Raw genomic sequence first — 25082 nt, 5'->3', positions numbered from 1 at the left:
GCTCAGTCCCCGCCGAACACCGGCCGCTTCTTCGCCGCGAAGGCCTCGTAGGCGCGGCGGAAGTCCTGGGTCTGCATGCAGATGGCCTGGGCCTGGGCCTCGGCCTCGATCGCCTGCTCTATGCTCATGGCCCATTCCTGGCTCAGCATGGTCTTGGTCATGCCGTGCGCGAAGCTCGGGCCTTCGGCGAGCTGGCGCGCCAGCGCCTGGGCCCGCTCCAGCAGCTCGGTGCTGTCGTGCAGGGCGTTGAAGAAGCCCCAGGCCAGGCCCTCCTGCGCGTTCATGGCGCGGCCGGTGAACAGCAGCTCGGAAGCGCGGCCCTGGCCGATCACGCGCGGCAGCAGGGCGCAGGCGCCCATGTCGGCGCCGGCCAGGCCGACCCGCGTGAACAGGAAGGCGGTCTGGGCGGCGGCCGTGCCCAGGCGCATGTCGCAGGCCAGCGCCATCATCGCGCCGGCGCCGGCGCAGACGCCGTCGATCGCGGCTATCAGGGGCTGGGGGCAGGCGCGCATGGCCTTGATCAGGTCGCCCGTCATGCGCGTGAACTCGAGCAGCTCGGGCATGCTCATGCGCGTGAGCGGGCCGATGATCTCGTGCACGTCGCCGCCCGAGCAGAAGTTGCCGCCGGCGCCGCCGACCACCACGGCCTTGACGTCGGTGGCGTACTTGAGCGCGCCGAACAGGTCGCGCAGCTCGGCGTAGGAGTCGAAGGTCAGCGGGTTCTTGCGCTCGGGCCGGTTCAGCGTGAGGGTGGCCACGCCGGCCTCGAAGCTCCAGGCGAAGTGGCGCGCCGCGTAGCCGGCGCGCGCGTCGAACTGCGCGCGCATGGGGTTGGCGCTGCCTATGTAGTGTTTCATGCGGTCTCCTGAGGGTTCTGAAAATGGTCCTTGACCTTGCCGAGCAGGCGGTACAGCGTTGCTATGTCCTTCTCGCCGAGCGCGGCGAAGGCCTCGACGATCCAGGCCTCGTGCGCCCGCGCCATCTCGTTGAACTGCCGGCGGCCGGAGGGTGTCAGGCGCACGCAGAAGGCGCGCCGGTCGCCCTCGACCGGCACGCGCTCGACCAGGCCTTCGGCGACCAGCTGGTCGGTGATGCCGGTGACGTTGCCGCCGGTCACCATCAGGCGGCGCGAGAGCTCGTTCATGCGCAGGCCTTCGGGCGCGCGCTCGAGCTGCGCCATCAGGTCGAAGCGCGGCAGCGTGGTGTCGAACTGTTCGCGCAGGGCGCTGCGCACCTGCTTCTCCACCAGCTGGGTGCAGGTCAGCAGGCGCAGCCACAAGCGCAGCGCCTCGGGATGTTCGCTGTGGGCGCGGGCTTCCATGTCCATGCTCTGGCTCCTTTTCTCGGGGTCTCGGCCGGACAGGGGTGTCCGTCGATTGATTTATAGTGAAATAGTTTAGGCTTAAACAATAAACTGTCAAGCCGGGCTTGTGCGGAGATGCCGGGGGCGTCGACAGACCCGTCTCGGCGGGGGCACAATGGATGCGTCGCGGGCCCCGCGCGACTTTTTCCCCTTGGAGGGCTGACCTATGCTGTACAAGTTCAAGTCCCAGGCTGCCGCCGACGTGATCATGCTGCAGAGCAACGGGCACCAGATGCTCGCCATCATCGGCAAGGATCCGACGCCGCAGGGCATCATCACGCTGGACCAGATTCCCGCCGCCATCGCCGCGCTCGAGGCGGCCGTGCGGGCGCACGAGGCGGCGCAGGCGCGCGCCCATGCCGAAGCGGCCGCCGCCGGCCAGGTGCCCGATGAAGAGCCGGAGGGCGACGGCGTCATGCTGCGCCAGCGCGCCGCGCCCTTCATCGAACTGCTGCGCGTCAGCGCAGCGGCGGGCAAGGACGTGGTCTGGGGGGTCTGAGCCCCAGCCCTTTCAAGGTCTTGCTTTTTGCACGCGTCGCCTCTCGCGCCGCGGCAGGCGGTGCCCGGCGGGGGCTCATACTGTGGCGGTCGGCATGCGCCGACTGCGCTGTGCTGAACGGCCTGGGGCCGGCGCGGCCGAACTCGCTCCGCGCCCTGCGGGCGCTGCACTCGGACAGCGGCCGCGAGTCAGAAACGAAGCGCGCTCAAAGCGCGCCCGGCCCCAGACCGCCCAGCACAGCCGCCACAGAAATCGCCCCCACCGGGCACCGCCTGCCGCGGCAAAGTGATGACGCAGCGCTCGATCCTGTAGGAGCGCCAATACAGCCTCTGCAAAGGCCTGCCCGTGCACGCCTTTGTCGCGCGGTGCGACGAACACCTTGAAGGGGTGGGTCTGAGCCCCGTTCTCGCCTCAATCGACTTTCGCGCCCGAGGCCTTGACGACCTCGGCCCATTTGCGGTGCTCGCTCTCGATCAGCTGGGCGAACTGGGCCGGGGTGTTGCCGCTGGGGATGGCGCCCTGGGCCACCAGCTTGTCCTTGATCGCGGGGCTGTTCAGGGACTTCGCCACCTCCTGCTGGATGCGGCTCACGATCTCGGGCGGGGTGCCGGTCGGCGCCAGCAGGCCGAACCAGCTGCTGGCCTCGTAGCCCTTGAGCGCGGGGCCGCCGGCCTGCTCGACGGTCGGCACGTCCGGCAGGGCGACCGAGCGCTGGGCGCTGGTCACGGCCAGGGCCTTGAGCTTGCCGGCCCGGATCTGGGGCAGGGAGGAGGGCAGGTTGTCGAACATCACGTCCATGTTGCCGGCCACCATGTCCAGCAGGGCCGGACCCGAGCCGCGGTAGGGAATGTGGGTCATGTAGACGCCGGTCATGGTCTTGAACAACTCGCCCGCCAGGTGGATCGAGGTGCCGTTGCCGCTGGAGGCCATGTTGAGCTTGCCGGGACGGGCCTTGGCGTAGCGCACGAAGTCGGCCACGCTCTGTATGCCCATCGCCCTGGCCTTGTCGGCGTTCATCACCATCACGTTGGGCACGCCCGCGACCAGCGTGATGGGCGCGAAATCCTTGATCGGGTCGTAGGGCAGCTTGTCGTAGAGCGCGCGGTTGATGCCGTGCGTGCCCACCGTGCCCATCAGCAGCGTGTAGCCGTCGCCGGGGGACTTGGCCACGATGTCGGCGCCGACGTTGCCGCCCGCGCCGGCGCGGTTCTCGACGATGAACTGCTGGCCGAAGGCCCGCGAGAGCTCGGGCGCCACCGCGCGCGCCAGGATGTCGGTGGTGCCGCCCGGGGCGAACGGCACGACGATCTTGACCGGCTTGGCGGGCCAGGCCGGCTGTGCCCCGGCCAGCGGTGCCCAGGCCAGCAGGGCGGCGCCGGCGCTGGCGCAAAGGGCCAGGCGGCGAAGGGTCTTGACGGGCTGCTTCACGGCTTCTCCTTTCGGTTGGATGGCATTGCTTTTACAGCCTAACGGCCTGCCGTCCAAGCGGGTTTGTGCTGGCGCAAGCTCAAGAAAAAAGCCGCTGCGTCCTGCGACGCAGCGGCTTTGCGGAACCAGGGGCCGGTCAGTCCACGTAGACGCCCGCCGCCTTGATGATGGGGCTCCACTTGGCGATCTCGGCCGCCACGAACTTCTTGTGCTCGGCGCCTTCCACGCGCTTGTCGGTCACGACCACGGCGCCCAGGCCTTCCTGCTTCTTCAGGAACTCGGGGTCCTTGAGCGCCGCCTTGAGCGCGCCGTTGATCTTGGCCTGCACCTCGGCCGGCGTGCCCTTGGGCGCATAGAGGCCGTGCCAGATCGTCACTTCGAAGCCCTTGAGGCCGGATTCCTGCAGCGTGGGCAGGTCCTTGAGCGCGGGCGTGCTCAGGCGCTTGCTGGTGGTCACGGCGAAGGCCTTGACCTTCTTGCCCTCGATCTGGCTCGTGGTGTTGGTGGTCTGGTCGCACAGCAGGTCGATCTGGCCGCCGATCAGGTCGGTCATGGCCGGCGCCGTGCCCTTGTAAGGCACCGTGGTCATGTCGATCTGCAAGGCGTTCTGCAGCAGCAGGCCGCACAGGTGCGAGGCCGAGCCCACACCGGCGTTGCCGAGGTTGACCTTGCCCTTGTTCTGCTGGATCCAGGCGCTCAGTTCCTTGTAGTTGTTGGCGGCCAGGCTGGGCTTGCCGATCAGGGTCATCGGCACCTCGTTGATCATGCCCAGGTATTCGAAGTCGGTCTCGACCTTGAACGGCAGGTTGCGCACCAGGGTCGGCATGTTGGCCATGGCGATGTGGTTGAGCAGCAGGGTGTGGCCGTCCGGCGCGGCCTTGGCGACCTTGTTGGAGCCGATCGAGCTGCCGGCGCCGGCCGCGTTGTCGACCACCACGGTGGCGCCCAGCGGCTTGCGCAGCGCCTCGGCGAGGTCGCGCGCCACGCGGTCGGTGGGGCCGCCGGCCGCGAACGGCACGACGATGGTGACGGGCTTGTCCTTGGCGGGAAAATCAGCGGCCTGCACGCCTGCGGTGGCCAGCAGGGCGGCGGCCATGGCCGCCAGCGTCATCAGTGGTTTCATGAAAGCTCCATTCGAGTAACGCCGGAATGGTAGCGCCCGCCCGGGCTCTCGGCATCGCGAAAACTACGTATGGCCGCGGTCCCGGCGCCGCCTACTTGTAGCTGCGCGCGTCCTCGATCACCTTGCCGTCGTTGGGCAGGCTGCCGGGCAGCAGCAGCTCGACCTCGCCGCGCAGCTTGGTCACCTCGCGGATGGCCTCGGCGATGCGGTCCCTCAGGCCGTCGGGGCCGCCGCAGGCGGTCTCGACCTGCAGAGTCATGCGGTCGTTGGCCATCTCGCCGCTGACCACCAGGCGGGCCCGCGCGATTTCGGGGAAGCGCCGCGCGATCTCGGCCACCTGGCCGGGGTGCACGAACATGCCGCGCACCTTGGTGGTCTGGTCGGCGCGGCCCAGCCAGCCGCGGATGCGCGTGTGGCTGCGGCCGCTGGGGCAGGTCCCCGGCAGCACGGCCGAGAGGTCGCCGGTGCCGAAGCGGATCAGCGGGTAGTCGGGGTTCAGCGTGGTGACCACGACCTCGCCCACTTCGGGGGCCTGGCCCGCCTGCGGTTCGGGCACGGGGTCTCCGGTGCCGGGGCGCACGATCTCGACGATCAGCTCCTCGCCCAGCACCAGGCCCTCGCGCGGCGCGGTCTCGTAGGCGATCAGGCCCAGGTCGGCCGTGGCATAGCACTGGTAGCCCTGGATGCCGCGCTCGGCGAACCAGTCGCGCAGGCTGGGCGGAAAGGCCTCGCCCGAGACCAGGGCCTTGGTGACGCTGGGCAGGGCCAGGCCCAGCTCGGCGGCCTTCTCGAGCAGGATCTTGAGGAAGCTGGGCGTGCCGATGTAGCCGGCCGGGCGCAGCTCGGCCATGGCCTGCACCTGCTGCTCGGTCTGGCCGGTGCCGCCGGGGAAGACCGTGCAGCCCAGGGCGTGGGCGCCGGTCTCCATCATCGAGCCGGCGGGCGTGAAGTGGTAGCTGAAGCTGTTGTGGATCAGCTCGCCGGGCCTGAAGCCCGCCGCGTACATGGCGCGCGCCATGCGCCAGTAGTCGCCGCGCCGGCCCTCGGGCTCGTAGATCGTGCCGGGGCTGGCGAACACGCGCGGCATGGCGGCGCCGAAGGCGAGGGCGCTGAAGCCGCCGAAGGGGTCGCCGCCCTGGGCGCGCCTGGCCTTCTGGCGTTCCAGCAGCTCGTGTTTGCGCGTCACCGGCAGCTTGGCGAGCGCGGCGCGGCTGGTGATGGCCGCGGGGTCGATCGGCGCCAGCAACTCGGCGAAGGCCGGGGCATGCTGACGCGCATGGGCGACTTGGCGCGGCAGGGCCGCCATCAGGGCGGCTTCGCGTTCGGCCGGGTCGCGCGTCTCGAGGGCGTCGTAGTGTTCCGTCATGGGTGATTTCCTTGGCGCTGCGCGGGACTCTGTTCAGGCCAGCCAGCGCTTGCGGCGCTTGTAGCTCTTGACGTCCTTGAAGCTCTTGCGTTCGCCGCCGCCCATGCCCAGGTAGAACTCCTTGACATCCTCGTTGCTGGCCAGGTCGCTGGCCGCGCCGTCCATCACGATGCGGCCGCTTTCCATGATGTAGCCGTAGTCGGCGTACTTGAGCGCCATGTGCGTGTTCTGCTCGGCCAGCAGGAAGGTCACCTTCTCCTTGTCGTTGAGGTCCTTCACGATCTCGAACACCTCCTCGACGATCTGCGGCGCCAGGCCCATGGAGGGCTCGTCGAGCAGCACCATGCTGGGGTTGGCCATCAGGGCGCGGCCGATGGCGCACATCTGCTGCTCGCCGCCCGAGGTGTAGGCGGCCTGGCTGCTGCGGCGCGTCTTCAGGCGCGGGAAGTAGCTGTAGACCTTCTCGAGGTTGGCGGCGACCTCGCCCCTGTCGGCGCGCGTGTAGCTGCCGGTCATCAGGTTCTCCTCGATCGTGAGGTGGGCGAAGCAGTGCCGACCTTCCATGACCTGGACCACGCCACGCCGCACCAGATCGGCCGGCGAAAGGTTCTCGATGCGCTCGCCGCGCAATTCGATCGCGCCCTTGGTGACCTCGCCGCGCTCGCCCTGCAGCAGGTTGGAGATGGCGCGCAGCGTGGTGGTCTTGCCGGCGCCGTTGCCGCCCAGCAGGGCCACGATGCCGCCCTCGGGCACCTGCAGCGAGACGCCCTTGAGCACCAGGATCACGTGGTTGTAGATGACCTCGATGCCGTTGACGTTGAGAACGATGTTTCGGGATTCCATGGATCCTGCCTTTCGACCAAATGAAAGACCCGCGCTGCGGCTCTTTCATTTGGCGGCCCGCCAGGGCCGCCGTGCCAGCCCCCGAGGCGGGGGCCGGCGTCCGGGTTCAGGACTGACAATCGGCAGGCGTGCGCGGGCTCAGCTTCTTCTCGGCCGCGTACTTGGCCGCCTGGGCCTTGACCAGCGGCTTGATGATTTGCTCGTCGGCCTGCAGCCAGTCGGAGCTGAACTTCCACTGCTTGCCGTCCCAGCTGTGGATGCGGGCCCAGGCCGCGCCCATGTGGTCCACGCAGGAGGTGCTGATGGGCCGCATCACGCCGGCGAAGCCCAGCGCATCGAGCTTGGCCTGGCTCAGGTTGAGGTTCTCCAGGCCCCAGCGCACCTGCTCGCCGCTCATGACCTTGCCCTTGCCGAAGCGCTCCTGCGCCGCGCGTATGCCTTCCACGCCCAGCATGGCGCTCATGGCGCCGCGCATGTAGAGCACCTGGCCGATCTCCTCCTTGGGGCCCGTGCCCTGGCCCTTGCCGTGCACCTGGGCCAGGATGTCCTGCACCACCTTGGACTGCGGCTCGGCGCCATGCTGCATGGTCACGGCGTTGTAGCCCTTGGCGCCGTCGGCCACGTCCTTCACGTCGGGTTCGGCGCCGGCCCACCAGACGCCGTACATCTTCTCGCGCGGGTAGCCGGTGGCCTGGGCTTCCTTGAGGGCGGTCGAGTTCATCACGCCCCAGCCCCACAGCAGCACGTAGTCCGGGCGCGCCTGGCGGATCTGCAGCCAGGTGGCCTTCTGCTCGACGCCGGGCGCGGTCACGGGCAGCAACTGCAGGTCGAAGCCGTGCATCTTGCCGCGCTCCTGCAGCAGCGGGATGGGCTCCTTGCCGAACGGGCTGTCGTGGTAGACCAGCGCGATCTTCTTGCCCTTGAGCTTGTCCCAGCCGCCTTCCTTCTTGGCCACCACCTGCAGGATGGTGTCGGCCGCCACCCAGTAGGTGCCGGCGATAGGGAAGTTCCACTTGAACACCGAGCCGTCGGCGCTCTCGCTGCGGCCGTAGCCGATGGTGACCACCGGGATCTTGTCGGTGGGCGCCTTCTCGGTGATGGCGAAGGTGGCGCCGGTGGACAGCGGCTGCACGAAGCTCGCGCCCTTGCCCTTGAGGCGTTCGTAGCACTCGACGCTGCGCGCCGTGTCGTAGCCGGTCTCGCATTCCTCGAAGCTGAGCTTCACGCCGTTCAGGCCGCCGCGCGCATTGACCAGCTTGAGGTAGTCGACGTAGCCGTTGGCCCAGGGCACGCCGTTGGGCGCGAAGGGCCCGGTGCGGTAGGACAGCACGGGGATGAACTGCTCCTTGGCCTGGGCGAAGGCGTTGCCTGCCATGGCTGCGCCGGCGGCCAGCAGGGCCGCGGTCAGCATCCGTTTCGAAAACTTCATGCCTGTCTCCTTTGGAAAGTTATGTGCCACGAGAAAAACCGGGATCAGTGCGGGAACGGCCACAGGCGCAGCTTCTGCTTGCCCGTGGACCAGAGCTTGGCCAGGCCATGCGGCTCGACGATCAGGAACCAGACGATCAGGCCGCCGAAGATCATCAGCTCGGCGTGCGCGATGCCGGCGGTGGAGATCTCCAGCCCGACCAGGCTGGCCGCCAGCGGCAGGAACTGGTTCAGCGCGATCGGCAGCACCACGATGAAGGCCGCGCCGAAGAAACCGCCCATGATGGAGCCCAGGCCGCCGATGATGACCATGAACAGCAGGCGGAACGACTGGTCGACCGAGAACGCCGCCGGCTCCCAGGCGCCCAGGTAGACGAAGGCCCAGAGCGCGCCGGCCAGGCCGACGATGAAGGAGCTGACGGCGAAGGCGCTGAGCTTGGCGTACATGGGGCGGATGCCGATCACCGCCGCCGCCACGTCCATGTCGCGTATCGCCATCCATTCGCGGCCGATCGCGCCGCGCACCAGGTTCTTGGCCAGCAGGGCCACGACGACCAGGATGGCCAAGCAGAACAGGTACTTGGACGAGGCGCTCTCGATCGGCAGCCCGAACACCTGCAGGTTGGACACCGAGACCGAGCCCGAGGGCGTGTCCAGCGTGAACCACTTGATGCGCAGGAACATCCAGTCGGCGAAGAACTGCGCGGCCAGCGTGGCCACCGCCAGGTACAGGCCCTTGACGCGCAGGCTGGGCAGGCCGAACAGGATGCCGAAGGCCGTGGCGCACAGGCCGCCCAGGATCAGCGCGGGGATCAGTGGCAGGCCGGGGATGCGCACGAAGAAGTTGTAGGCGCCGTAGGCCCCCACGGCCATGAAGGCGCCCGAGCCCAGCGAGATCTGGCCGCAGTAGCCGACCAGGATGTTCACGCCTAAAGCGGCCAGCGCCATGATGACGAAGGGGATCAGGATGGCGCGGAACAGGTAGTCGCTGGCCAGGGCCGGCACGGCCAGGAAGGCGAAGGCCAGCAGCAGGGCGATGAAGGCGCGGTCCTGCAGGATGGGGAAGATCTGCTGGTCGGCGCGGTAGCTGGTCTTGAACTGGCCGTTTTCGCGGTAAAGCATGAGTTGTGTCTCCGATGATCTTTTGTCTACGACCCGCTGCGCTTAACTTTGCTGCGCAAAGTTAGTCTGCGACGAAAGTTCATTGCCCGGGTATTTCACACCCGGTCAATGATCTTTTCGCCAAACAAGCCCTGCGGCCTGAACAGCAGGAACACCAGGGCCAGCACGTAGGCGAACCAGATCTCTATGCCGCCGCCGACGAAGGGGCCGAGGTAGACCTCGGACAGCTTCTCGCCCACGCCTATGATCAGGCCGCCGATGATGGCGCCGGGCACCGAGGTCAGGCCGCCGAGGATCACCACCGGCAGCGCGCGCAGCGCCACCGTGGCCAGCGAGAACTGCACGCCCAGCTTGCTGCCCCAGATCATGCCGGCCACCAGGGCCACCACGCCGGCCACGCACCAGACGATGACCCAGATGCGGCCCAGCGGTATGCCGATGGACTGCGCGGCCTGGTGGTCGTCGGCCACGGCGCGCAGCGCGCGGCCGGTGCCGGTCTTCTGGAAGAACAGGCTCAGCAGCGCCACCAGCACCGCGGCGATGCCGGCGGCGATCAGGTCCTCCTGGCTGATCAGCACGCCGCCCTCGAACACCTTGTCGAGGGCGAAGATCGGGTCCTTGGGCATGCCCACGTCGATCTTGTAGATGTCGCTGCCGAACAGGGTCTGGCCCAGGCCCTCGAGGAAGTAGGCGATGCCCAGCGTGGCCATCAGCAGCGTCGCGCCTTCCTGGTTGACCAGGTGGCGCAGCACCAGGCGCTCGACCGTCCAGGCGACGGCGAACATCACGGCGCCGGCGACCGCGAAGGCCATCACGTTGGCGAACACCGGGTGGCTGATGCCGGTCCAGGCCGGGATCCATTCGGCGAAGCGGGCCATGGCCAGGGCGGCGAACAGCACCATCGCGCCCTGGGCGAAGTTGAACACGCCCGAGGCCTTGAAGATCAGCACGAAGCCCAGCGCCACCAGCGAATACAGCATGCCGGCCATCAGGCCGCCGAGCAGGGTTTCCAGGAAGAATGCCATTTTGTCTCTCCGAGATCAGTGCGAAGTGCCGAGATAAGCCTTGATGACCTCGGGATTGCCGCGCACCTCGTCGGGCGCGCCGTCGCCGATCTTCTTGCCGTAGTCGAGCACCACCACGCGGTCGCTGATGTCCATCACCACGCCCATGTCGTGCTCGATCAGCACGATGGTGGTGCCGAACTCGTCGTTGACGTCGAGGATGAAGCGGCACATGTCCTGCTTTTCCTCGACGTTCATGCCGGCCATGGGCTCGTCGAGCAGCAGCACCTGCGGCTCCATGGCCAGGGCCCGGCCCAGGTCCACGCGCTTTTGCAGGCCGTAGGGCAGCTGGCCCACCGGCGTCTTGCGCCAGGCCTGGATCTCCAGGAAGTCGATGATGCGTTCCACCGCCTCGCGATGCCGCATCTCCTCGCGCTCGGCCGGGCCGACGCGCAGCGCCTGCAGCAGCAGGTTGCTCTTGATCTTGAGGTTGCGGCCCGACATCAGGTTGTCGAGCACGCTCATGCCCTTGAACAGGGCCAGGTTCTGGAAGGTGCGCGCCACCCCCATCTCGGCCACCTGGCGCGAGTTCATGTGGCTGAAGGTCTGGCCGCGGAAAGTGATGCGGCCTTCCTGCGGCTGGTAGACGCCGTTGATGCAGTTGAGCATGGAGCTCTTGCCTGCGCCGTTGGGGCCGATGATGGCGCGGATCTCGTGCTCGCGCACGTTGAACGAGATGTCGGTCAGGGCCTTGACGCCGCCGAAGCGCAGGCTGATGTTCTGCACGTCGAGGATGACCTCGCCGATCTTCTTGCCTTGCATGAGCGCCTCGCTTTCATCGACGCCGGCAGGCGGCACGCCTGCAGACGGACCGGCGATGATCATATCGGGGGTCGGGTTCTTCATGCTGCTGCCTTCATGGGTTCGAACGTCCTGGCGTCGGCGATCTTCAGCGTGGCGCTGACGCGGCCGCTGCGGCCGTCCTCGAACTTCACCGCGGTCTCTATGTACTGCTCGGTCTTGCCGCCGTACAGCGCCTCGACCAGCGGCTGGTACTTCTCGGCGATGAAGCCGCGCCTGACCTTGTTGGTGCGCGTGAGCTCGCCGTCGTCGGCGTCCAGCTCCTTGTGCAGCACCAGGAAGCGCGCGATCTGGCAGCCCGCGAGCATCGCGTCCTGGGCCAGGTCGGCGTTGACCTTCTCCACGCAGTCGCGGACCAGCTCGTAGACCTCGGGCTTTTGTGCCAGGTCGGTGTAGCCGGCGTAGGGCAGGTTGCGCCGCTCGGCCCAGTTGCCCACGGCCTCGAAGTCGATGTTGAGCATCACGCAGACCTTGTCGCGCCCGTCGCCGAAGGCCACGGCCTCCTTGATGTGGGGGAAGAACTTGAGCTTGTTCTCCACGTACTTGGGCGCGAACATGGCGCCGTCGGCCAGGCGGCCCACGTCCTTCACGCGGTCGATGATCTTGAGGTGGCCGTTGGTGTCGATGAAGCCGGCGTCGCTGGTGTGGTACCAGCCGTCGGGCGTCAGCACCTCGGCCGTGGCCTGCGGGTTCTTGTAGTAACCCTTGAGCAGGCCGGGCGACTTGACCAGGATCTCGCCGTTGTCGGCCACCTTGATCTCCACGCCCTGGCAGGGCACGCCCACGGTGTCGGCGCGCACCTGGTTGTCGGGCTGCAGGCAGACGAACACCGCGGTCTCGGTCGAGCCGTAGAGCTGCTTGAGGTTGATGCCTATGGCGCGGTAGAAGCTGAACAGGTCGGGGCCTATGGCCTCGCCGGCGGTGTAGGCCACGCGCACGCGGCTCATGCCGAGGTTGTTGCGCAGCGGGCCGTAGACCAGCAGGTCGCCCAGGGCGTAGAGCAGGCCGTTGAGCGCGCCCACCGTCTGGCCATCCATGCGCGCCGGGCCCACGCGTCGCGCCAGCTCCATGAAGTAGTGGAACATGCGGCGCTTGAGCGCGCCCGCGTCCTCCATGCGGATCATCACGCTGGTCAGCAGGCCCTCGAACACGCGCGGCGGCGCGAAATAGTAGGTGGGGCCGATCTCCTTCATGTCGATCGAGACCGTGGCGGCCGACTCCGGGCAGTTGACCACGTAGCCGCAGACCAGCCACTGCGCGTAGCTGAAGATGTTCTGGCCTATCCAGGCCGGCGGCAGGTAGGCCAGCACGTCCTCGCTGGCGCTGAGCTTGTCGAAGGCGGCGCCGGCCTGGGCGCGGTCGATCAGCGAGGCATGGGTGTGGACCACGCCCTTGGGCGTGCCGGTGGTGCCCGAGGTGAAGAACATGGCGGCCACGTCCTCGGGCCGGGCCTGCTCGACCTCGGCGCGGAAGAACTCCGGGTGCTGGGCCGTGAAGGCCTGGCCGGTGGCGACCAGCTCGTCCAGCGAGGCCAGACCGGGGTCGGTGTAGTTGCGCAGGCCGCGCGGGTCGTCGTACCAGATGCGCGCGAGCTGCGGGCATTGCTCGCGGATCTCCAGCATCTTGTCGACCTGCTCCTGGTCCTCGACCAGGCAGAAGCGCACCTCGGCGTTGTTGATCGGGAACACGCATTCGGCGGCCGCCGCGTCCTGGTACAGCGGCACGGGAATCGCGCCCAGCGACTGCGCGGCCAGCATGGCGGCGTACAGGCGCGGGCGGTTGGCGCCGATCACGATCAGGTGCTCGCCGCGCCCGAGGCCGGCCTGGTGCAGCCCGCAGGCCATGCGCTCGACCAGCTGCGCCAGTGCGGCCCAGCTGTGGGTCTGCCAGATGCCGTATTCCTTCTCGCGCATCGCGGGTGCGCTGCTGCGCTCGGCGGCATGCTGCAGCAGCAGTCTGGGGAACGTGGTCAACATGGTCTTCCTTGTCTCCTGGGCCTGGACCCGCGCGCCACGCGGCGGGCCGTTTCATGCCGCGAATGTAGGCGTGAGTTTGACGCCATGTTGTCGTTGCGACGACAATTTAGGGGTCTCAACCCCCAGGACTTTCCCTAGGGCCTGTGAGCAGGCCCTGGCGCAGCCGTCCCCGAGCCATGGCCACCGAATCGCCCCTCTACCAGCGCCGCCGCGCGCCCACCGCCCAGGAGCTGGCTGGCATTCCGTGGCTGGCGCGGCTGCAGCCGCTCGAGCGCGAGCGCGCGCTCGACGAGCTGCGCGTGGGCGACGCGCTGCCGGGCGACTATGTGTGCCGCGTCGGGCGGCCCGTGACCTACTGGTTTGGCGTGGTCGACGGCCTGCTCAAGATGAGCAGCGACAACGCCCAGGGCCAGACCATGACCTTTACCGGCGTGCCGCCCGGCGGCTGGTTCGGCGAGGGCACGGCGCTCAAGCGCGAGGCCTACCGCTACAACATCCAGGCGCTGCGCAGGAGCGTGGTGGCGGGCCTGCCGATCGACACCTTCCACTGGCTGCTGGACCACTCGATCGGCTTCAACCGCTTCGTCATGAACCAGCTCAACGAGCGGCTGGGCCAGTTCATCGCGGCGCGCGAGATCGACCGCATGAACGACCCCGACCTGCGCGTGGCGCGCAGCCTGGCCGCGCTGTTCAACCCGGTACTCTACCCCGGCGTGGGCCAGGTGCTGCGCATCACCCAGCAGGAGCTGGCCTACCTCGTGGGCCTGTCGCGCCAGCGCGTCAACGAGGCGCTGGCCGCGCTGGCCGCGCAGGGTGCGATCCGCGTGGAGTACGGGGGCTTGCGCGTGCTGGACCTGCAGGCGCTGCGCGCCAGCGGCCTGACTACCACAGCGGCTGGCTGAGCTGCTCGGTGAACGAGGGGAACATCAGGTTGAAGCTGATGCTGACGCGCTCGCCCTTGCTCTGGTTGGCGTCGACCGAGTGTTCGAGGTAGGAGGGAAACAGCAGCAGCGTGCCGTCCGCCACCTTGACCACGACCTGGTCGGTGTTGGCCGAGGTGAGCTCCGTCACCGGCGGCCGGATCACGCGCGCCTGCGGGCGCGGGTCGTGAAAGTTGATCGTGTCGGCGCCGGCCTGCGTGCGCAGGTAGTAGACGCCGCTGAGGAAGTTGTTGGGATGGCTGTGCATGCGGTGCGCCGCGCCCGGCCCGAGCACATTGGCCCAGCAGCCGGTGACGACGAGCTCGTCCTGGCCGATGCGCAGCGCGCGCAGCACGCCGCGCCCGGCCTTGAGGACGCAGGCCTGCAGCTCGCGCAACTCCTCGCAGCGGTGCAGGTCGTGGCCCGACTGCCAAGTATGGGCCTGGGCGGGCCGTTCGGCTTCCGCCCGCATCTGGGCCAGCAGGGCCAGGATCCGGGCATCGAGGGGCTGGTGCAGCGCGGCCTGGAGCTGGATCTTCCAGACCAGGGTGGGGAACATGCTGATCACGTCCGATGTTTCCATCCACTTGTCGCCCGCGTCGCTCATGCCGTCACCTCGTGCCGCGCAAGGGTCAGTCCCTGCCTCAGCACTATAGGCGCCGCGTCATGCGGCGCCAAGTCGGCAGGGCGTCTCGGCCACGCAGAGGCGGCGCAGCGCCAAGGCTGGGCATCGCCCCTCCAGCGGCCAGCCCACGCTGCGTTAGACTGGGCCGCCGCCGGCACCGCTGCCGAAATTCGCCAGTCGATGTGCCGCGCAGGCCGTATCGGCCGGGTGGGTGGAGCGCCATGAACCTTCGATTTGTTGAAGCCTTCTATTGGGTCGCCTCGCTGCGCAGCATGACCCGCGCGGCGGAGAAGCTTTTCCTGACCCAGTCCGCCATGTCCAGCCGCATCAGCGCCCTGGAGGAAGAGCTGGGCGTGCTTCTGATCGACCGCAGGGACAAGCAGTTCCGATTGACGATTGCCGGCGCACGCTTTCTCAGCTATGCGCAGCAGCTGCTCGAGCTGCAAAGGGAAATCAAGACCGAGATGGGGGCCGGCGAGCAAGTGGCGATGTCGATACGCATAGGCGCCATCGAGTCCGTGCTGCACTCCTGGCTGATCCCTTGGATAGAACAGCTTCGGGTCGATCACCCCTCGCTGGCGCTGGAGCTCACGGTGGAGACCACGCCCATCCTGATCGACCAGGTCACCCGGGGCACCCTGGACCTGGCCTTCGCCGCGCTGCCCGCCTCCGGCGAGGGCATCAGGAACAGGGTGCTGCGCCCCATGGAGATGGCCTTCATAGGCAACAGCCGCCTGCATCGAAAGCGCGTCTATACGCTGCAGGCCCTGGCCGGCATGGAGTTGATGACCTTCCAGCGCGGCTCGCAGCCCCACCATACCTTGATCGACCTGTTCCGGCAGGCCCGGATCGCGCCGCTGCGGGTGCACAGCATTTCGTCGATATCGGCGATGGTGCAGCTGGTCCAGGGCGGGTTTGGCATCGCCACGCTGCCGCGGCTGGCGGTGGAGCGGCTCAAAAGCCTGTCGGACCTCAAGACGCTGCGCGCCGACGTCCAGCTCCAGCCCTTGCCCATCCACGCCAGCTATCGGGTCGATCCGTCCAGCCAGGTGCTTGAAACCGTGCTGGCGTCGGCCATGCGCTTCGATACGCGCTAAGGCCCATCCCTTTCAAGGTGTTCGTCGCGCCGCGCGGCAAAGGCGTGCACGGGCAGGCCGCAGCGCTTCAAGCGATCCGGTCGCCGCTGCGCGGCGACTCCCCTGCGATGCTCGGTCACGTGGCCCGTCGCAGAACTCGCTGCGTTCGCTGCGCTCACTCCGCTCAAACAGCTGCGACGAGTCAGAGCACGAAGCGCGCTGCGCGCGCGGCCACGCGCCCTGCGCTTCTCGGCGCCTCGCAGGCGCGCTGCAGCCTACCCGCGCAAGCCTTTGCAGAGGCCGTATTGGCGCTCCTACAGGATTGAGCGCTGCGTCATCACTTTGCCGCGGCAGGCGGTGCCCGGTGGGGGCGATTTCTGTGGCGACTGTGCTGGGCGGTCTGGGGCCGGGCGCGCGCAGCGCGCTTCGTTTCTGACTCGCGGCCGCTGTCCGAGTGCAGCGCCCGCAGGGCGCGGAGCGAGTTCGGCCGCGCCGGCCCCAGGCCGTTCAGCACAGCGCAGTCGGCGCATGCCGACCGCCACAGTATGAGCCCCCGCCGGGCACCGCCTGCCACGGCGCGAGGTGCGACGCGTGCAGAAAGCAAGACCTTGAAAGGGGTGGCGCTAAGGCCTTACCGAAGCTGGGTTCACCATCGAAAATTTCGATGGTCTGATAGAAAAATAATGATCTTGATTCGGTCGGTGGTGGTCTCGACAATCTGTCCATGCGCCTAGTCAATCGGGCGACGACAAAAGGAGACACCGTGGGTTTACCGACGCAGCAGCGCCCGCATGCGCTGAAAGAATCAGAGCGGCTGAACGCCGACCGGATCAGGGCGCTGATCCGCGAAGGGGTCTGGACCTCGCACACGACCGGGCTGGCGCAAGCCCATGTGCAGGGCAACGTCGTGATTCTTCCTCAGGCATGGGCGACGGACTTCCTGCGCTATTGCCAGCGCAATCCCAAGCCCTGTCCCCTGCTGGCCGTTTCGGAGCCGGGGCAGGCGATGCTGCCGACGCTGGGCGCGGACATCGACATCCGCAGCGACGTGCCCCGGTACCGGATCTGGCGGCATGGCGAGCTGGTCGACGAGGTCACCGACATCCGCGCGCTGTGGACGCAGGACCTGGTCAGCTTCGTGATCGGCTGCTCCTTCAGCTTCGAGCAGGCCCTGATCGAGGCGGGCATTCCCTTGCGCCATGTCCAGCAGGGGCGCAACGTCGCGATGTACCGCACGGCTATACAGACCGAGCCCGCCGGGGCCTTCTCCGGCCCCATGGTCGTGTCCATGCGTCCTCTACGCGCAGCGGACGCCATCCGTGCGATCCAGATCACTTCCCGGTTTCCCAACGTGCATGGCGCGCCCGTGCACCTGGGCGACCCCGGCCTGATCGGGGTGGCGGACCTGTCGCGCCCCGACTACGGGGATCCCGTCGATGTCCTGCCCGACGAGATGCCGGTGTTCTGGGCCTGCGGCGTGACCCCGCAAGCCGCCGTCCAGCAGGCGCGTCCCGAGTTCTGCATCACCCACGCCCCGGGCGCCATGCTGATCACCGACCTTCTCAACAGCCGAATCGCCACTTTCTGACCCAGGAGCCCCCATGAACAAGCTTGGCCTCTCTCTCTCGATTCTCATGATGGCCGGCGCCGCGGCCGCCCAGAGCAAATGGGACCTGCCCTCGGGCTATGGCGCCAACACCTACCAGGTGCAGAACCTGCAGCAGTTTGCCGACGATGTCGGCAAGGCCACCGCCGGCAAGCTCAAGATCACGGTGCACCCCAACGCCTCGCTGTTCAAGGCCAACGAGATCAAGCGCGCCGTGCAGTCGGGCCAGACGTCGATCGGCGAGTTCATCCTCTCCAGCGCCGCGAACGAGGCGCCCATCTTCGGGCTCGATTCGGTCCCCTTCCTGGCCACCAGCTATGCCGAGGCCAGGCGCCTGCACGAGGCCTCGCAGCCCTACCTGGTCAAGACGCTGGCGGCGCAGGGCCTGAAGCTGCTGTACGCCGTGCCCTGGCCGCCGCAAGGCCTGTACTCGATCAAGCCGGTGGCCTCGACCAGGGACCTCAAGGGCACCAAGATGCGCGCCTACAACCCGGCCACCTCGACCATCGCGCAGCTGGTGGGTGCCCAGCCAGTGACCATCCAGCTGGCCGAGCTGAGCGCCGCGCTGGCCACCGGCGGCGTCGACAACTTCCTGACCTCCAGCGCCAGCGGCGTAGACAGCAAGCTCTACGAGCAGGCCAAGTACTTCTACGACGTCAACGCCTGGCTGCCGCGCAATGCGGTGGTGGTGAACCAGAAGGCTTTCGACGCGCTCGACAAGCCCACGCAGGAGGCCGTGCTCAGGCAGGCGGCTGCGGCCGAGCAGCGCGGCTGGCGCATCAGCGAGGAAAAGGACGGCGAGTACGTCAAGACGCTGGCCTCCAAGGGCATGAAGGTCGACCCCACCAGCGAGACGCTCAAGCAGGAGCTCAAGGCCATAGGCGCGCGCATGACCGAGGACTGGCTCAAGCTGGCCGGCGCCGATGGCAAAGCCATCGTCGACGCCTACCACAGGAAGTGAACGGGCCGCAGGCGGCCCCACAGGAGACCAACATGCACACAACGGCTCAACCTACACCGGCGCAGCGCACGCCGCCCCTGCCCGGGGAGACCCGGGCCGCGGACCCGGACGGCGGGTCGCGCCTGCGCCGCGCGCTCGACGGCATCTATCTCGGTGCCGGCGTGCTCGGCGCCGCCTGCGTGGCCCTGATCGGCGCGCTGATGGTGGTGCAGACCCTGGGGCGCCAGTTCGGCTGGGCCACGGGCGCGATCACCGACGTCGTGGCCTGGCTGTGCGCCGCGGCGGCCTTCCTGACCATGGCCCATGCCTTCAAGCATGGCGATTTCGTGCGCGTGACCCTGCTGCTGGAAAAGCTGGCGCCCGGCCCGCGCCGCGCCTTCGAGCTGTTCTCGCTCGGCGTGGCCACCGTCGCCAGCGCCTACCTGGCCTGGTGGGCCTGCAGCTTCACCTACCAGAGCTGGGCCTTCAACGAGGTGGCGCAGGGCCTGCTGCCGCTGCCGATCTGGATTCCGCAGCTCAGCTTTGCACTGGGCGCGCTGCTGCTGGTGCTGGCCGTGGCCGACGAGTTCCTCATCGTGCTGCGCGGCGGCTTGCCCACCTTCGTGCGCCTGGTCGAGGAGCGCCACGCCGCGGGCGATTTCTCGTCCGACCTCTGACCCCCTGGAGCAAACGATCATGGACATCCTGATGGTGGGCGGCGTGCTGCTGCTGTTGATGCTGTTGTTGCTCTCGGGCGGCGTGTGGATTGCGATGACCCTGGCCATCTGCGGCTGGGTCGGGCAGGCCTTCTTCACTTCCACCCAGCCGGGGCTGAACCTGTTCTCGGCCTTCTGGGAGAGCAATGCGAGCTGGGAGCTGGCGGCCCTGCCGCTGTTCATCTGGATGGGCGAGATCCTGTTTCGCACCAAGCTCAGCGAGGAGATGTTCAGCGGCCTGGCGCCCTGGCTGGGCCGCGTGCCGGGCCGGCTGATGCACACCACCGTGCTGGGCTGCGGCATCTTCGGCTCGGTGTCGGGTTCCTCGGCCGCCACCTGCGCCACCATCGCCAAGGTCGCGCTGCCCGAGCTGAAGAAGCGCGGCTACGACGAGCAGACCACGCTGGGCTCGCTGGCCACGGCCGGCACGCTGGGCATACTGATCCCGCCCTCGATCACCATGGTCGTGTACGCGGTGGCGGCCGACGTGTCCATCATCCGCATCTTCCTAGCGGGCTTCATGCCGGGCTTCCTGCTGATGGCGCTGTTCTCCGGCTACATCATGTGGTGGGCGCTGCGCCACCCCGAGCGCATGCCGCCCGCCGAGCCGCCCATCAGCTTGCGGGAAAAGCTGCGCCTCTCGCGCAACCTGATTCCCTGCGGCGCGCTGATCCTGTTCATCGTCTGGGCGCTGGTGGCGGGCTGGGCCACGGCCACCGAGTGCGCCGCCTATGGCGTGCTGGGTGCGCTGGCGCTCGCGCTGTGGAGCCGCTCGCTGACCTGGCGCAATTTCGGCGAGGGCCTGATGGGCGCCACCCGCACCAGCTGCATGATCATGTTCATCCTGGCCGGCGCCGCGTTCCTGACCAAGACCATGGCCTTCACCGGCATCCCGCGCGAGCTCGCGCAATGGGTCGACGCGATGCAGCTCTCGCCTCTGGCCCTGGTCGCCGCGCTGGTGGTGGTGTACCTGGTGCTGGGCACCGCGCTCGACGGCATCAGCATGATCGTGCTGACCGCGGCCGTGGTGCTGCCCATGGTGCAGAAGGCCGGCTTCGACCTGGTGTGGTTCGGCATCTTCGTGGTGCTGCTGGTGGAGATCGCCGAGGTCACGCCGCCCGTGGGATTCAACCTGTTCGTGCTGCAGAACATGACCGGCAAGGATGCCAACCGGATCGCCAAGGCCGCCTTGCCCTTCTTCGGCTGCCTGGTGCTGTGCATCGCGCTCGTCAGTGCCTTTCCCGGCATCGTGACCCTGTTGCCGGACCTGGTGATGGGCGTGGCCAACTAGGCGCCGCGGCGCACGGGAGCTCGAACCATGATTCAGGCATACGCTGCGGCACCTCGCCTGCTGCCGCTGGGCGACAGCGCCTGGACGGTCGAGTTCGGCGACCGCATCGACCCGGGGCTGAACGCCCGGGTCATGAACCTGGCCGACGCCGTGCGCGCGGCGCGGGGCGCCGAGCCGGCCTTTGCCACGGTGCTCGACCTGGTGCCCAGCTTCCGCTCGCTGACCGTGCACTACGACCCGCTGGCCAGCGACGCGAACGCCCTGGGCCAGCGCCTGCTGGCCCTGGCCGGCGCGGTGGACGAGCGGGCGCATGAGGGCCGGCGCTGGCGCCTGCCGGTGTGCTTCGACGAGGAATTCGCGCCCGACCTGGCCGCGCTGGCCCAGGCCAAGGGCTTGCCGGTGCAGCAGGTGATCGACCTTTTGACCCAGGCGCGCTTTCGCGTCTACATGATCGGCTTCATGCCCGGCTTTCCCTACATGGGCGGCCTGCCGCCGCAGCTGGCCATGCCCCGGCTGGCCACGCCGCGCAAGCGCGTGCCGGCGCATTCGCTGGCCGTGGCCGGCGAGATGTGCAGCGTCTACCCCTGGGACAGCCCGGGCGGCTGGAACCTGCTCGGGCGCACCCCCGTGCCCCTGTTCTCGCTGGCGCAGGGCGAGCAGCCGGCCTGGCTGGCCGCCGGCGACCAGGTGCGCTGGTACGAGGTGGCGCGCGGCGAATACGAGCGCCTGCTCGCCGAGCTGGCGGTCGGGCGGATACCGCGCGAAGCTTTCCTGGACCCGCAGGAGGCGCCATGTCCGGCCTGATCGAGATCACCGCGGGCGGACCGGGCTGCAGCGTGCAGGACGGCGGGCGCCTGGGCCGCCGCCACGAGGGCATCCCGGTCTCGGGCTGCCTGGACCGCCCGCTGGCCGACGCGGCGAACGCCCTGGTCGGCAACCCGCTGGGCGAGGCCTGCGTCGAGCTGCGCGGCCCGGGGCCCGGCCTGGTCGTGCGCGAGGGGCCGGTGCGGCTGGCCCTGGCCGGCCAGGCCAGTGGCAAGCTCGTGCGGGCCAGCGGCGTGGCCAGCCCGCTGGCGCCCTGGGTCAGCGCCACGCTGGAGGTCGGCGACCGCCTGCAGCTGGGCGCGGTGGTGGGCGGCTGCGCCTACCTGGCCGTCTCCGGCGGGCTGCGGGTGCCGCCCCAGCTGGGCAGCCGGTCCACCTACCAGCGCGCCGGCATAGGCGGCCTCCGGGGCCGCGCGCTGGAGGCCGGCGACCGCCTGCCCTGCGGCAGCCTGGCGGCCGGCGCCGGGCCCAAGGAAAGGCGTGCCCGCGCGCCGTTCGAGCATGGCGCCGGCGCCATCCGCGTCATGCTGGGCCCGCAGCAGGACCATTTCACGCCCGCGGCGATAGCCGCCTTCCTGGCCTCGCCCTGGCAGGTCACGCCGGAGCAGGACCGCATGGGCATGCGGCTGAGCGGGGCGCCCTTGGCGCACCTGAGCCCGGCCGCGGCCGACATCGTCTCGGACGGGGTCACGCCCGGCGCGATCCAGGTGCCGGCCAGCGGCCAGCCCATCGTGCTGCTGGCCGACTGCCAGACCGTGGGCGGCTACCCCAAGATCGCGACCGTGATCAGCGCCGACCTGCCGCGCCTGGCGCAGGCCCGGCCCGGCCAGGCGCTGCGCTTCGAGGCCGTGGACGCCGGCGCGGCGCGCCAGGCGCTGCAGGAGCTGCGGGCGCATTGGCAGGCCTGGGCGACGGGTCTGGAGAGCTTCCTGCCGCCGGGCTTCGTCGACGAGGAGGCGCTGTACGCCGCCAACCTGGTCAGCGGCATGGTGTGCGCCGCGTGGGGACAATGAGTGATGACAGCCCCCACGCTTGCCACTGCGTGTGCTGCGCTGCCCCCCGAGGGGGCCGCAGTTGCCTTGGGGCGGCCCGGCGGCAACTGACGGAACGAGCCATGAACCAGCGAGAGATCAACCTGAACGCCGACCTCGGCGAGAGCTTCGGCGCCTGGAAGATGGGCGACGACGGCGCCATGCTGGCCGTCGTCGCCAGCGCCAACATCGCCTGCGGCTTCCACGCCGGCGACCCGTTGGTCATGCGCCAGACCGTGCGGCAGGCCCTGGCGCAGGGGGTCAGCCTCGGGGCCCATCCCTCGTTTCCCGACCTGCAGGGCTTCGGCCGCCGCCGCATCGACATGGCGCCGGCGGAGTTGGAGGCCGCCATCGTCTACCAGGTCGGGGCGCTGCAGGCCCTGGCCGCCGCCGAGGGCGGGGCGCTGAGCCATGTGAAGCCGCATGGCGCCCTGCACAACATGGCCTGCGCCGACCCGGCCCTGGCCGAGACCGTGGTGCGCGCGGTGCGCGCCGCCGGCCGCGAGCTGCTGCTGCTCGCGCCCCCTTGTTCGGAACTGGCCCTTGCCGGCGAACGCCTGGGGCTGCGCGTGGCGCTGGAAGTGTTCGCCGACCGGGCCTACCAGGACGATGGGCAACTGGTGCCGCGCTCGCAGCCCGGGGCCATGGTGCACGGGGCCGAGGCCGCGCTGGCCCATGTGCTGCGCATGCTCCAGGAGCAGGCCATCGTCAGCGTGAGCGGCAGGCGCCTGCCCACCGCCATCGACAGCATCTGCGTGCACGGGGACAGCCCCGACGCCGTCCAGACCGCCGGCGCGATCCGCCAGGGCCTGGAGGCGGCGGGCTACGCCATCGTGGGGCTGGACCGGCTGGGCCGCTGAGCGCCCGGCCGGGACGGGGCCGGTGCGACAATCCCGGCGATGAGCAAGACCCTGTCCCTGCCCAGGAAGCCGGCGCCGGCCGCCGCCAAGCCGCCCGCTGCCGCGCCAGTGCGCCGTGCCGGCGGCCCGCGCCCGTCCGCCCCGGCGCGGCCGGCGCCACCGCCGGCCAAGCAGCGCCAGGAGCACCCGCAGCACCCGGTGAGGGGCGCCGAGGCCAGAGGCCCCGCGCCTGCGGCGCCGCGCCCCCAGGCCGGTCCGGCCGATACGGTGCGCCTGAACAAGCGCATGGCCGATCTGGGCCTGTGCTCGCGCCGCGAGGCCGACGAATGGATAGAGCGCGGCTGGGTGCGCGTGGACGGCGAGCTCGCCACCATGGGCCTGCAGGTCGGGGCCCAGGCGCGCATCACGGTCGATCGCCAGGCCCAGGGCCAGCAGGCACAGCAGGTCACCATCCTGATCAACAAGCCGGTGGGCTATGTCAGCGGCCAGGCCGAGGACGGCCACCAGCCGGCGGCCAGCCTGGTGCAGGCGCGCAACCACTGGCGCGGCGATCCCTCGCCCACCCGCTTCAGCCCGGCCCAGCTGCGCGGCCTGGCGCCCGCGGGGCGGCTGGACATCGACTCGGTCGGCCTGCTGGTGCTCACGCAGGACGGCCGCGTGGCGCGCCAGCTGATAGCCGAGGACTCCCTGGTGGACAAGGAATACCTGGTGCGCGTGAGCTACGCCACGCCGGCCGGCGAGGTCACGACCGACGTGCAGGCCGCCTTCCCGCCCGGGCAGCTCGCGCGCCTGCGCCATGGCCTGAGCCTGGACGGCAAGCCGCTCAAGCCGGCCCGGGTCGACTGGCAGAACCCCGAGCAGCTGCGCTTCGTGCTGACCGAGGGCAAGAAGCGCCAGATCCGGCGCATGTGCGAGCTGGTGGGCCTGAAGGTGGTGGGACTCAAGCGCATACGCATCGGCGGCGTGACGCTGGGCCAGCTGCCGCTGGGCCAGTGGCGGTACCTGGGGCCGCAGGAGCGGTTCTGATCTGCTACAGTTTCGCGAGCGCCGGCCACAACATTCAAAGAGGCGCTTTGGGGAGACCCGCCATGAACCCGCTGACGGCCTTCGCCGATGCCCCGCCAGCCAGTGCGAACGAGGCGCACCGGCTCGATACCCTGCGCCGCTACGGCTTGCTCGACACGCCGCCCGAGCCGGCCTTCGACGACCTGGCCCTGCTGGCGGCCCAGGTCTGTGCGGCGCCGGTGGCCATGCTGTCCCTGGTCGATGTCGGCCGGCAATGGAACAAGGCCATGCACGGCTGGGCCGAGCGCGAGGTTGCGCGCGCCGTTTCCTTCTGCGCCCGGGCGATCGAGCAGCCCGGCCGGCTGCTCGAGGTGCTGGATGCCACGCGCGATGCGCGTTTCGCCCAACATCCCTGGGTGCAGGGGGCCGAGGGCCTGCGCTTTTACGCCGGCGCGCCGCTGGTCGTGTCTTCCGGTCATGCGCTGGGCGTCCTCTGCGTGTTCGACCGGCAGGTCCGCGCCCTGAGCAATGCCCAGCGTCAGGCGCTGGCGGCCCTGGCGCGCCAAGCGGTGGCCCAGTTCGAGCTGCGTCAACTGACTTGGCTGGGCGAGAGGCTGGGCGCCGTCGATCCGCTCACCCAGGTCTGGAACCGCCGGGCCTTCGAGCGCCGCCTGGCCGAGGAGTGGCAACGCCACGCGCGTCGCAACGAGTCCCTGGCGATGCTGCTGGTGGCGGTGCGCGGCGCCCTGGCGCAGCCGGCGGCACAGCAAGGGCGGTCACCCGACGAGGCCAGCGCCGCTCAGGCCCAGGCCGCGGCGCTGATCGTGGAAGCGCTGCGTTGCAGCGACCTCGTTGCCAGCTACGGCGGCGAGCTGTTCGCGGCGATTCTGCCTTCGAACGGCGTGAGCTCGGCCATGACGGCGGCCCAGCGCGTGCGGCTGGCGCTGGAGCACCACCCCTGGGCCGGGCGCTCCATGACCGCCAGCATCGGCCTGTCGGCCATGGTGCCGGGGCGGGACCAGGACCCGCGGCAGCTGACGGAGCGCGCCGATCATGCCCTGCAGACGGCGATTCGCCGCGGGGGCAGCCGGGTCGAGGCCTTCAGCGGCTGGTGAGTCGCGGTTCCGCCCCTTGAAAGCGGACCGGTCGCCCCCATCTGGGCGCGATCGATCCG

At 69.4% G+C, this 25082-nt stretch carries 24 protein-coding genes; 12 read left to right on the top strand and 12 right to left on the bottom strand.

What is annotated here, in order from left to right:
- Positions 1-2: 2 nt before the first annotated feature.
- Together FFS10_RS02145 and FFS10_RS02140 are read right to left on the bottom strand one after the other, a co-directional pair.
- Positions 3-857: an enoyl-CoA hydratase family protein gene (locus FFS10_RS02145; protein WP_137890981.1), complete on the bottom strand. Its 855-nt coding sequence runs from the start codon at positions 855-857 to the stop codon at positions 3-5.
- Positions 854-1327, bottom strand: a complete 474-nt coding sequence (locus FFS10_RS02140) for a MarR family winged helix-turn-helix transcriptional regulator (RefSeq protein ID WP_137890979.1) — start codon at positions 1325-1327, stop codon at positions 854-856. Before FFS10_RS02140 ends, FFS10_RS02145 begins: the two co-directional genes overlap by 4 nt.
- A 202-nt stretch (positions 1328-1529) precedes the next feature.
- Between FFS10_RS02140 and FFS10_RS02135 the strand changes: the two genes are divergently transcribed.
- Positions 1530-1862, top strand: coding sequence for a DUF1840 domain-containing protein (locus FFS10_RS02135; protein ID WP_137890977.1), 333 nt, complete (start codon positions 1530-1532; stop codon positions 1860-1862).
- A gap of 411 nt (positions 1863-2273) precedes the next feature.
- Here FFS10_RS02135 and FFS10_RS02130 read toward each other — a convergent pair whose 3' ends face one another.
- From FFS10_RS02130 to FFS10_RS02090, 9 genes are all read right to left on the bottom strand, one after another.
- Positions 2274-3290 carry a Bug family tripartite tricarboxylate transporter substrate binding protein gene (locus tag FFS10_RS02130; RefSeq protein WP_171015984.1) on the bottom strand — a complete coding sequence of 339 codons (1017 nt, stop codon included), beginning with the start codon at positions 3288-3290 and terminating at the stop codon, positions 2274-2276.
- Positions 3291-3426: 136 nt separating this feature from the next.
- Positions 3427-4413 (bottom strand): tripartite tricarboxylate transporter substrate-binding protein, encoded by a 987-nt coding sequence (locus tag FFS10_RS02125; RefSeq protein ID WP_137890973.1) that lies wholly within the window; start codon positions 4411-4413, stop codon positions 3427-3429.
- Between the two features lie 91 nt (positions 4414-4504).
- Positions 4505-5779, bottom strand: coding sequence for a phenylacetate--CoA ligase family protein (locus FFS10_RS02120; RefSeq protein WP_137890971.1), 1275 nt, complete (start codon positions 5777-5779; stop codon positions 4505-4507).
- A 33-nt stretch (positions 5780-5812) separates the two neighbouring features.
- Entirely contained in the window at positions 5813-6622 is an 810-nt protein-coding gene (locus tag FFS10_RS02115) for an ABC transporter ATP-binding protein (RefSeq protein ID WP_137890969.1), read from the bottom strand.
- 106 nt (positions 6623-6728) lie between these two features.
- Complete coding sequence (locus tag FFS10_RS02110; protein WP_137890967.1) at positions 6729-8051, bottom strand: ABC transporter substrate-binding protein; 1323 nt, start codon at positions 8049-8051, stop codon at positions 6729-6731.
- 44 nt (positions 8052-8095) lie between these two features.
- Positions 8096-9172: a branched-chain amino acid ABC transporter permease gene (locus FFS10_RS02105; RefSeq protein WP_137890965.1), complete on the bottom strand. Its 1077-nt coding sequence runs from the start codon at positions 9170-9172 to the stop codon at positions 8096-8098.
- A 95-nt stretch (positions 9173-9267) separates the two neighbouring features.
- The gene (locus tag FFS10_RS02100) at positions 9268-10197 is read right to left on the bottom strand and encodes a branched-chain amino acid ABC transporter permease (RefSeq protein WP_137890963.1); all 930 of its coding nucleotides are present in this window, start codon (positions 10195-10197) and stop codon (positions 9268-9270) included.
- A 15-nt stretch (positions 10198-10212) separates the two neighbouring features.
- Positions 10213-10998 carry an ABC transporter ATP-binding protein gene (locus FFS10_RS02095; protein WP_137891107.1) on the bottom strand — a complete coding sequence of 262 codons (786 nt, stop codon included), beginning with the start codon at positions 10996-10998 and terminating at the stop codon, positions 10213-10215.
- 80 nt (positions 10999-11078) lie between these two features.
- Positions 11079-13013, bottom strand: a complete 1935-nt coding sequence (locus tag FFS10_RS02090; protein ID WP_137890961.1) for an AMP-dependent synthetase/ligase — start codon at positions 13011-13013, stop codon at positions 11079-11081.
- Positions 13014-13189: 176 nt separating this feature from the next.
- On the opposite strand from FFS10_RS02090, the gene FFS10_RS02085 reads away from it, so the two are divergent.
- Positions 13190-13915, top strand: coding sequence for a Crp/Fnr family transcriptional regulator (locus FFS10_RS02085; RefSeq protein ID WP_137890959.1), 726 nt, complete (start codon positions 13190-13192; stop codon positions 13913-13915).
- On the opposite strand, the gene FFS10_RS02080 is transcribed toward FFS10_RS02085, so the two are convergent.
- A complete protein-coding gene (locus FFS10_RS02080; protein ID WP_212744071.1) occupies positions 13896-14540 on the bottom strand; it encodes a 2OG-Fe(II) oxygenase family protein in 645 nt (214 codons plus the stop codon). The genes FFS10_RS02085 and FFS10_RS02080 overlap by 20 nt on opposite strands.
- 239 nt (positions 14541-14779) lie before the next feature.
- On the opposite strand from FFS10_RS02080, the gene FFS10_RS02075 reads away from it, so the two are divergent.
- From FFS10_RS02075 to FFS10_RS02030, 10 genes are all read left to right on the top strand, one after another.
- A complete protein-coding gene (locus FFS10_RS02075) occupies positions 14780-15655 on the top strand; it encodes a LysR family transcriptional regulator (protein WP_137890957.1) in 876 nt (291 codons plus the stop codon).
- Positions 15656-16397: 742 nt separating this feature from the next.
- A complete protein-coding gene (locus FFS10_RS02070; protein ID WP_502702589.1) occupies positions 16398-17222 on the top strand; it encodes a putative hydro-lyase in 825 nt (274 codons plus the stop codon).
- A gap of 13 nt (positions 17223-17235) precedes the next feature.
- Positions 17236-18201, top strand: a complete 966-nt coding sequence (locus FFS10_RS02065; RefSeq protein WP_137890953.1) for a TRAP transporter substrate-binding protein — start codon at positions 17236-17238, stop codon at positions 18199-18201.
- Between the two features lie 122 nt (positions 18202-18323).
- On the top strand, positions 18324-18857 hold the full coding sequence (locus tag FFS10_RS02060) for a TRAP transporter small permease (protein WP_137891103.1): 534 nt from the start codon (positions 18324-18326) through the stop codon (positions 18855-18857).
- Between the two features lie 19 nt (positions 18858-18876).
- Positions 18877-20187 (top strand): TRAP transporter large permease, encoded by a 1311-nt coding sequence (locus tag FFS10_RS02055; RefSeq protein ID WP_171015986.1) that lies wholly within the window; start codon positions 18877-18879, stop codon positions 20185-20187.
- A gap of 27 nt (positions 20188-20214) precedes the next feature.
- On the top strand, positions 20215-20991 hold the full coding sequence (gene pxpB, locus FFS10_RS02050; protein WP_137890951.1) for a 5-oxoprolinase subunit PxpB: 777 nt from the start codon (positions 20215-20217) through the stop codon (positions 20989-20991).
- On the top strand, positions 20979-22025 hold the full coding sequence (locus tag FFS10_RS02045) for a 5-oxoprolinase subunit C family protein (protein ID WP_137890949.1): 1047 nt from the start codon (positions 20979-20981) through the stop codon (positions 22023-22025). The genes pxpB and FFS10_RS02045 overlap by 13 nt, the downstream gene beginning before the upstream one ends.
- A 101-nt stretch (positions 22026-22126) precedes the next feature.
- A complete protein-coding gene (locus tag FFS10_RS02040; protein WP_137890947.1) occupies positions 22127-22903 on the top strand; it encodes a LamB/YcsF family protein in 777 nt (258 codons plus the stop codon).
- Between the two features lie 39 nt (positions 22904-22942).
- Positions 22943-23929 (top strand): pseudouridine synthase, encoded by a 987-nt coding sequence (locus FFS10_RS02035; protein WP_249931132.1) that lies wholly within the window; start codon positions 22943-22945, stop codon positions 23927-23929.
- A gap of 62 nt (positions 23930-23991) precedes the next feature.
- Positions 23992-25023, top strand: a complete 1032-nt coding sequence (locus FFS10_RS02030; protein ID WP_137890945.1) for a diguanylate cyclase — start codon at positions 23992-23994, stop codon at positions 25021-25023.
- Positions 25024-25082: the final 59 nt, after the last annotated feature.

The organism is Ramlibacter sp. 2FC (genome assembly GCF_005503345.1).
Classification (GTDB): Bacteria; Pseudomonadota; Gammaproteobacteria; order Burkholderiales; family Burkholderiaceae_C; genus SCMQ01.
The sequence above is the reverse complement of the archived record's forward strand: the minus strand, read 5'-3'. Positions and strand labels throughout refer to the sequence as shown.

What these genes read in the sequence shown, in the direction of transcription:
- FFS10_RS02145 (WP_137890981.1), bottom strand. Translation starts at nt 857, where the DNA reads ATGAAACACTACATAGGCAGCGCCAACCCCATGCGCGCGCAGTTCGAC.
- FFS10_RS02045 (WP_137890949.1), top strand. Translation starts at nt 20,979, where the DNA reads ATGTCCGGCCTGATCGAGATCACCGCGGGCGGACCGGGCTGCAGCGTG.
- FFS10_RS02055 (WP_171015986.1), top strand. Translation starts at nt 18,877, where the DNA reads ATGGACATCCTGATGGTGGGCGGCGTGCTGCTGCTGTTGATGCTGTTG.
- FFS10_RS02140 (WP_137890979.1), bottom strand. Translation starts at nt 1,327, where the DNA reads ATGGACATGGAAGCCCGCGCCCACAGCGAACATCCCGAGGCGCTGCGC.
- FFS10_RS02075 (WP_137890957.1), top strand. Translation starts at nt 14,780, where the DNA reads ATGAACCTTCGATTTGTTGAAGCCTTCTATTGGGTCGCCTCGCTGCGC.
- FFS10_RS02135 (WP_137890977.1), top strand. Translation starts at nt 1,530, where the DNA reads ATGCTGTACAAGTTCAAGTCCCAGGCTGCCGCCGACGTGATCATGCTG.
- FFS10_RS02100 (WP_137890963.1), bottom strand. Translation starts at nt 10,197, where the DNA reads ATGGCATTCTTCCTGGAAACCCTGCTCGGCGGCCTGATGGCCGGCATG.
- FFS10_RS02080 (WP_212744071.1), bottom strand. Translation starts at nt 14,540, where the DNA reads ATGAGCGACGCGGGCGACAAGTGGATGGAAACATCGGACGTGATCAGC.
- FFS10_RS02095 (WP_137891107.1), bottom strand. Translation starts at nt 10,998, where the DNA reads ATGCAAGGCAAGAAGATCGGCGAGGTCATCCTCGACGTGCAGAACATC.
- FFS10_RS02120 (WP_137890971.1), bottom strand. Translation starts at nt 5,779, where the DNA reads ATGACGGAACACTACGACGCCCTCGAGACGCGCGACCCGGCCGAACGC.
- FFS10_RS02125 (WP_137890973.1), bottom strand. Translation starts at nt 4,413, where the DNA reads ATGAAACCACTGATGACGCTGGCGGCCATGGCCGCCGCCCTGCTGGCC.
- pxpB (WP_137890951.1), top strand. Translation starts at nt 20,215, where the DNA reads ATGATTCAGGCATACGCTGCGGCACCTCGCCTGCTGCCGCTGGGCGAC.
- FFS10_RS02110 (WP_137890967.1), bottom strand. Translation starts at nt 8,051, where the DNA reads ATGAAGTTTTCGAAACGGATGCTGACCGCGGCCCTGCTGGCCGCCGGC.
- FFS10_RS02030 (WP_137890945.1), top strand. Translation starts at nt 23,992, where the DNA reads ATGAACCCGCTGACGGCCTTCGCCGATGCCCCGCCAGCCAGTGCGAAC.
- FFS10_RS02085 (WP_137890959.1), top strand. Translation starts at nt 13,190, where the DNA reads ATGGCCACCGAATCGCCCCTCTACCAGCGCCGCCGCGCGCCCACCGCC.
- FFS10_RS02035 (WP_249931132.1), top strand. Translation starts at nt 22,943, where the DNA reads ATGAGCAAGACCCTGTCCCTGCCCAGGAAGCCGGCGCCGGCCGCCGCC.
- FFS10_RS02065 (WP_137890953.1), top strand. Translation starts at nt 17,236, where the DNA reads ATGAACAAGCTTGGCCTCTCTCTCTCGATTCTCATGATGGCCGGCGCC.
- FFS10_RS02105 (WP_137890965.1), bottom strand. Translation starts at nt 9,172, where the DNA reads ATGCTTTACCGCGAAAACGGCCAGTTCAAGACCAGCTACCGCGCCGAC.
- FFS10_RS02115 (WP_137890969.1), bottom strand. Translation starts at nt 6,622, where the DNA reads ATGGAATCCCGAAACATCGTTCTCAACGTCAACGGCATCGAGGTCATC.
- FFS10_RS02090 (WP_137890961.1), bottom strand. Translation starts at nt 13,013, where the DNA reads ATGTTGACCACGTTCCCCAGACTGCTGCTGCAGCATGCCGCCGAGCGC.
- FFS10_RS02040 (WP_137890947.1), top strand. Translation starts at nt 22,127, where the DNA reads ATGAACCAGCGAGAGATCAACCTGAACGCCGACCTCGGCGAGAGCTTC.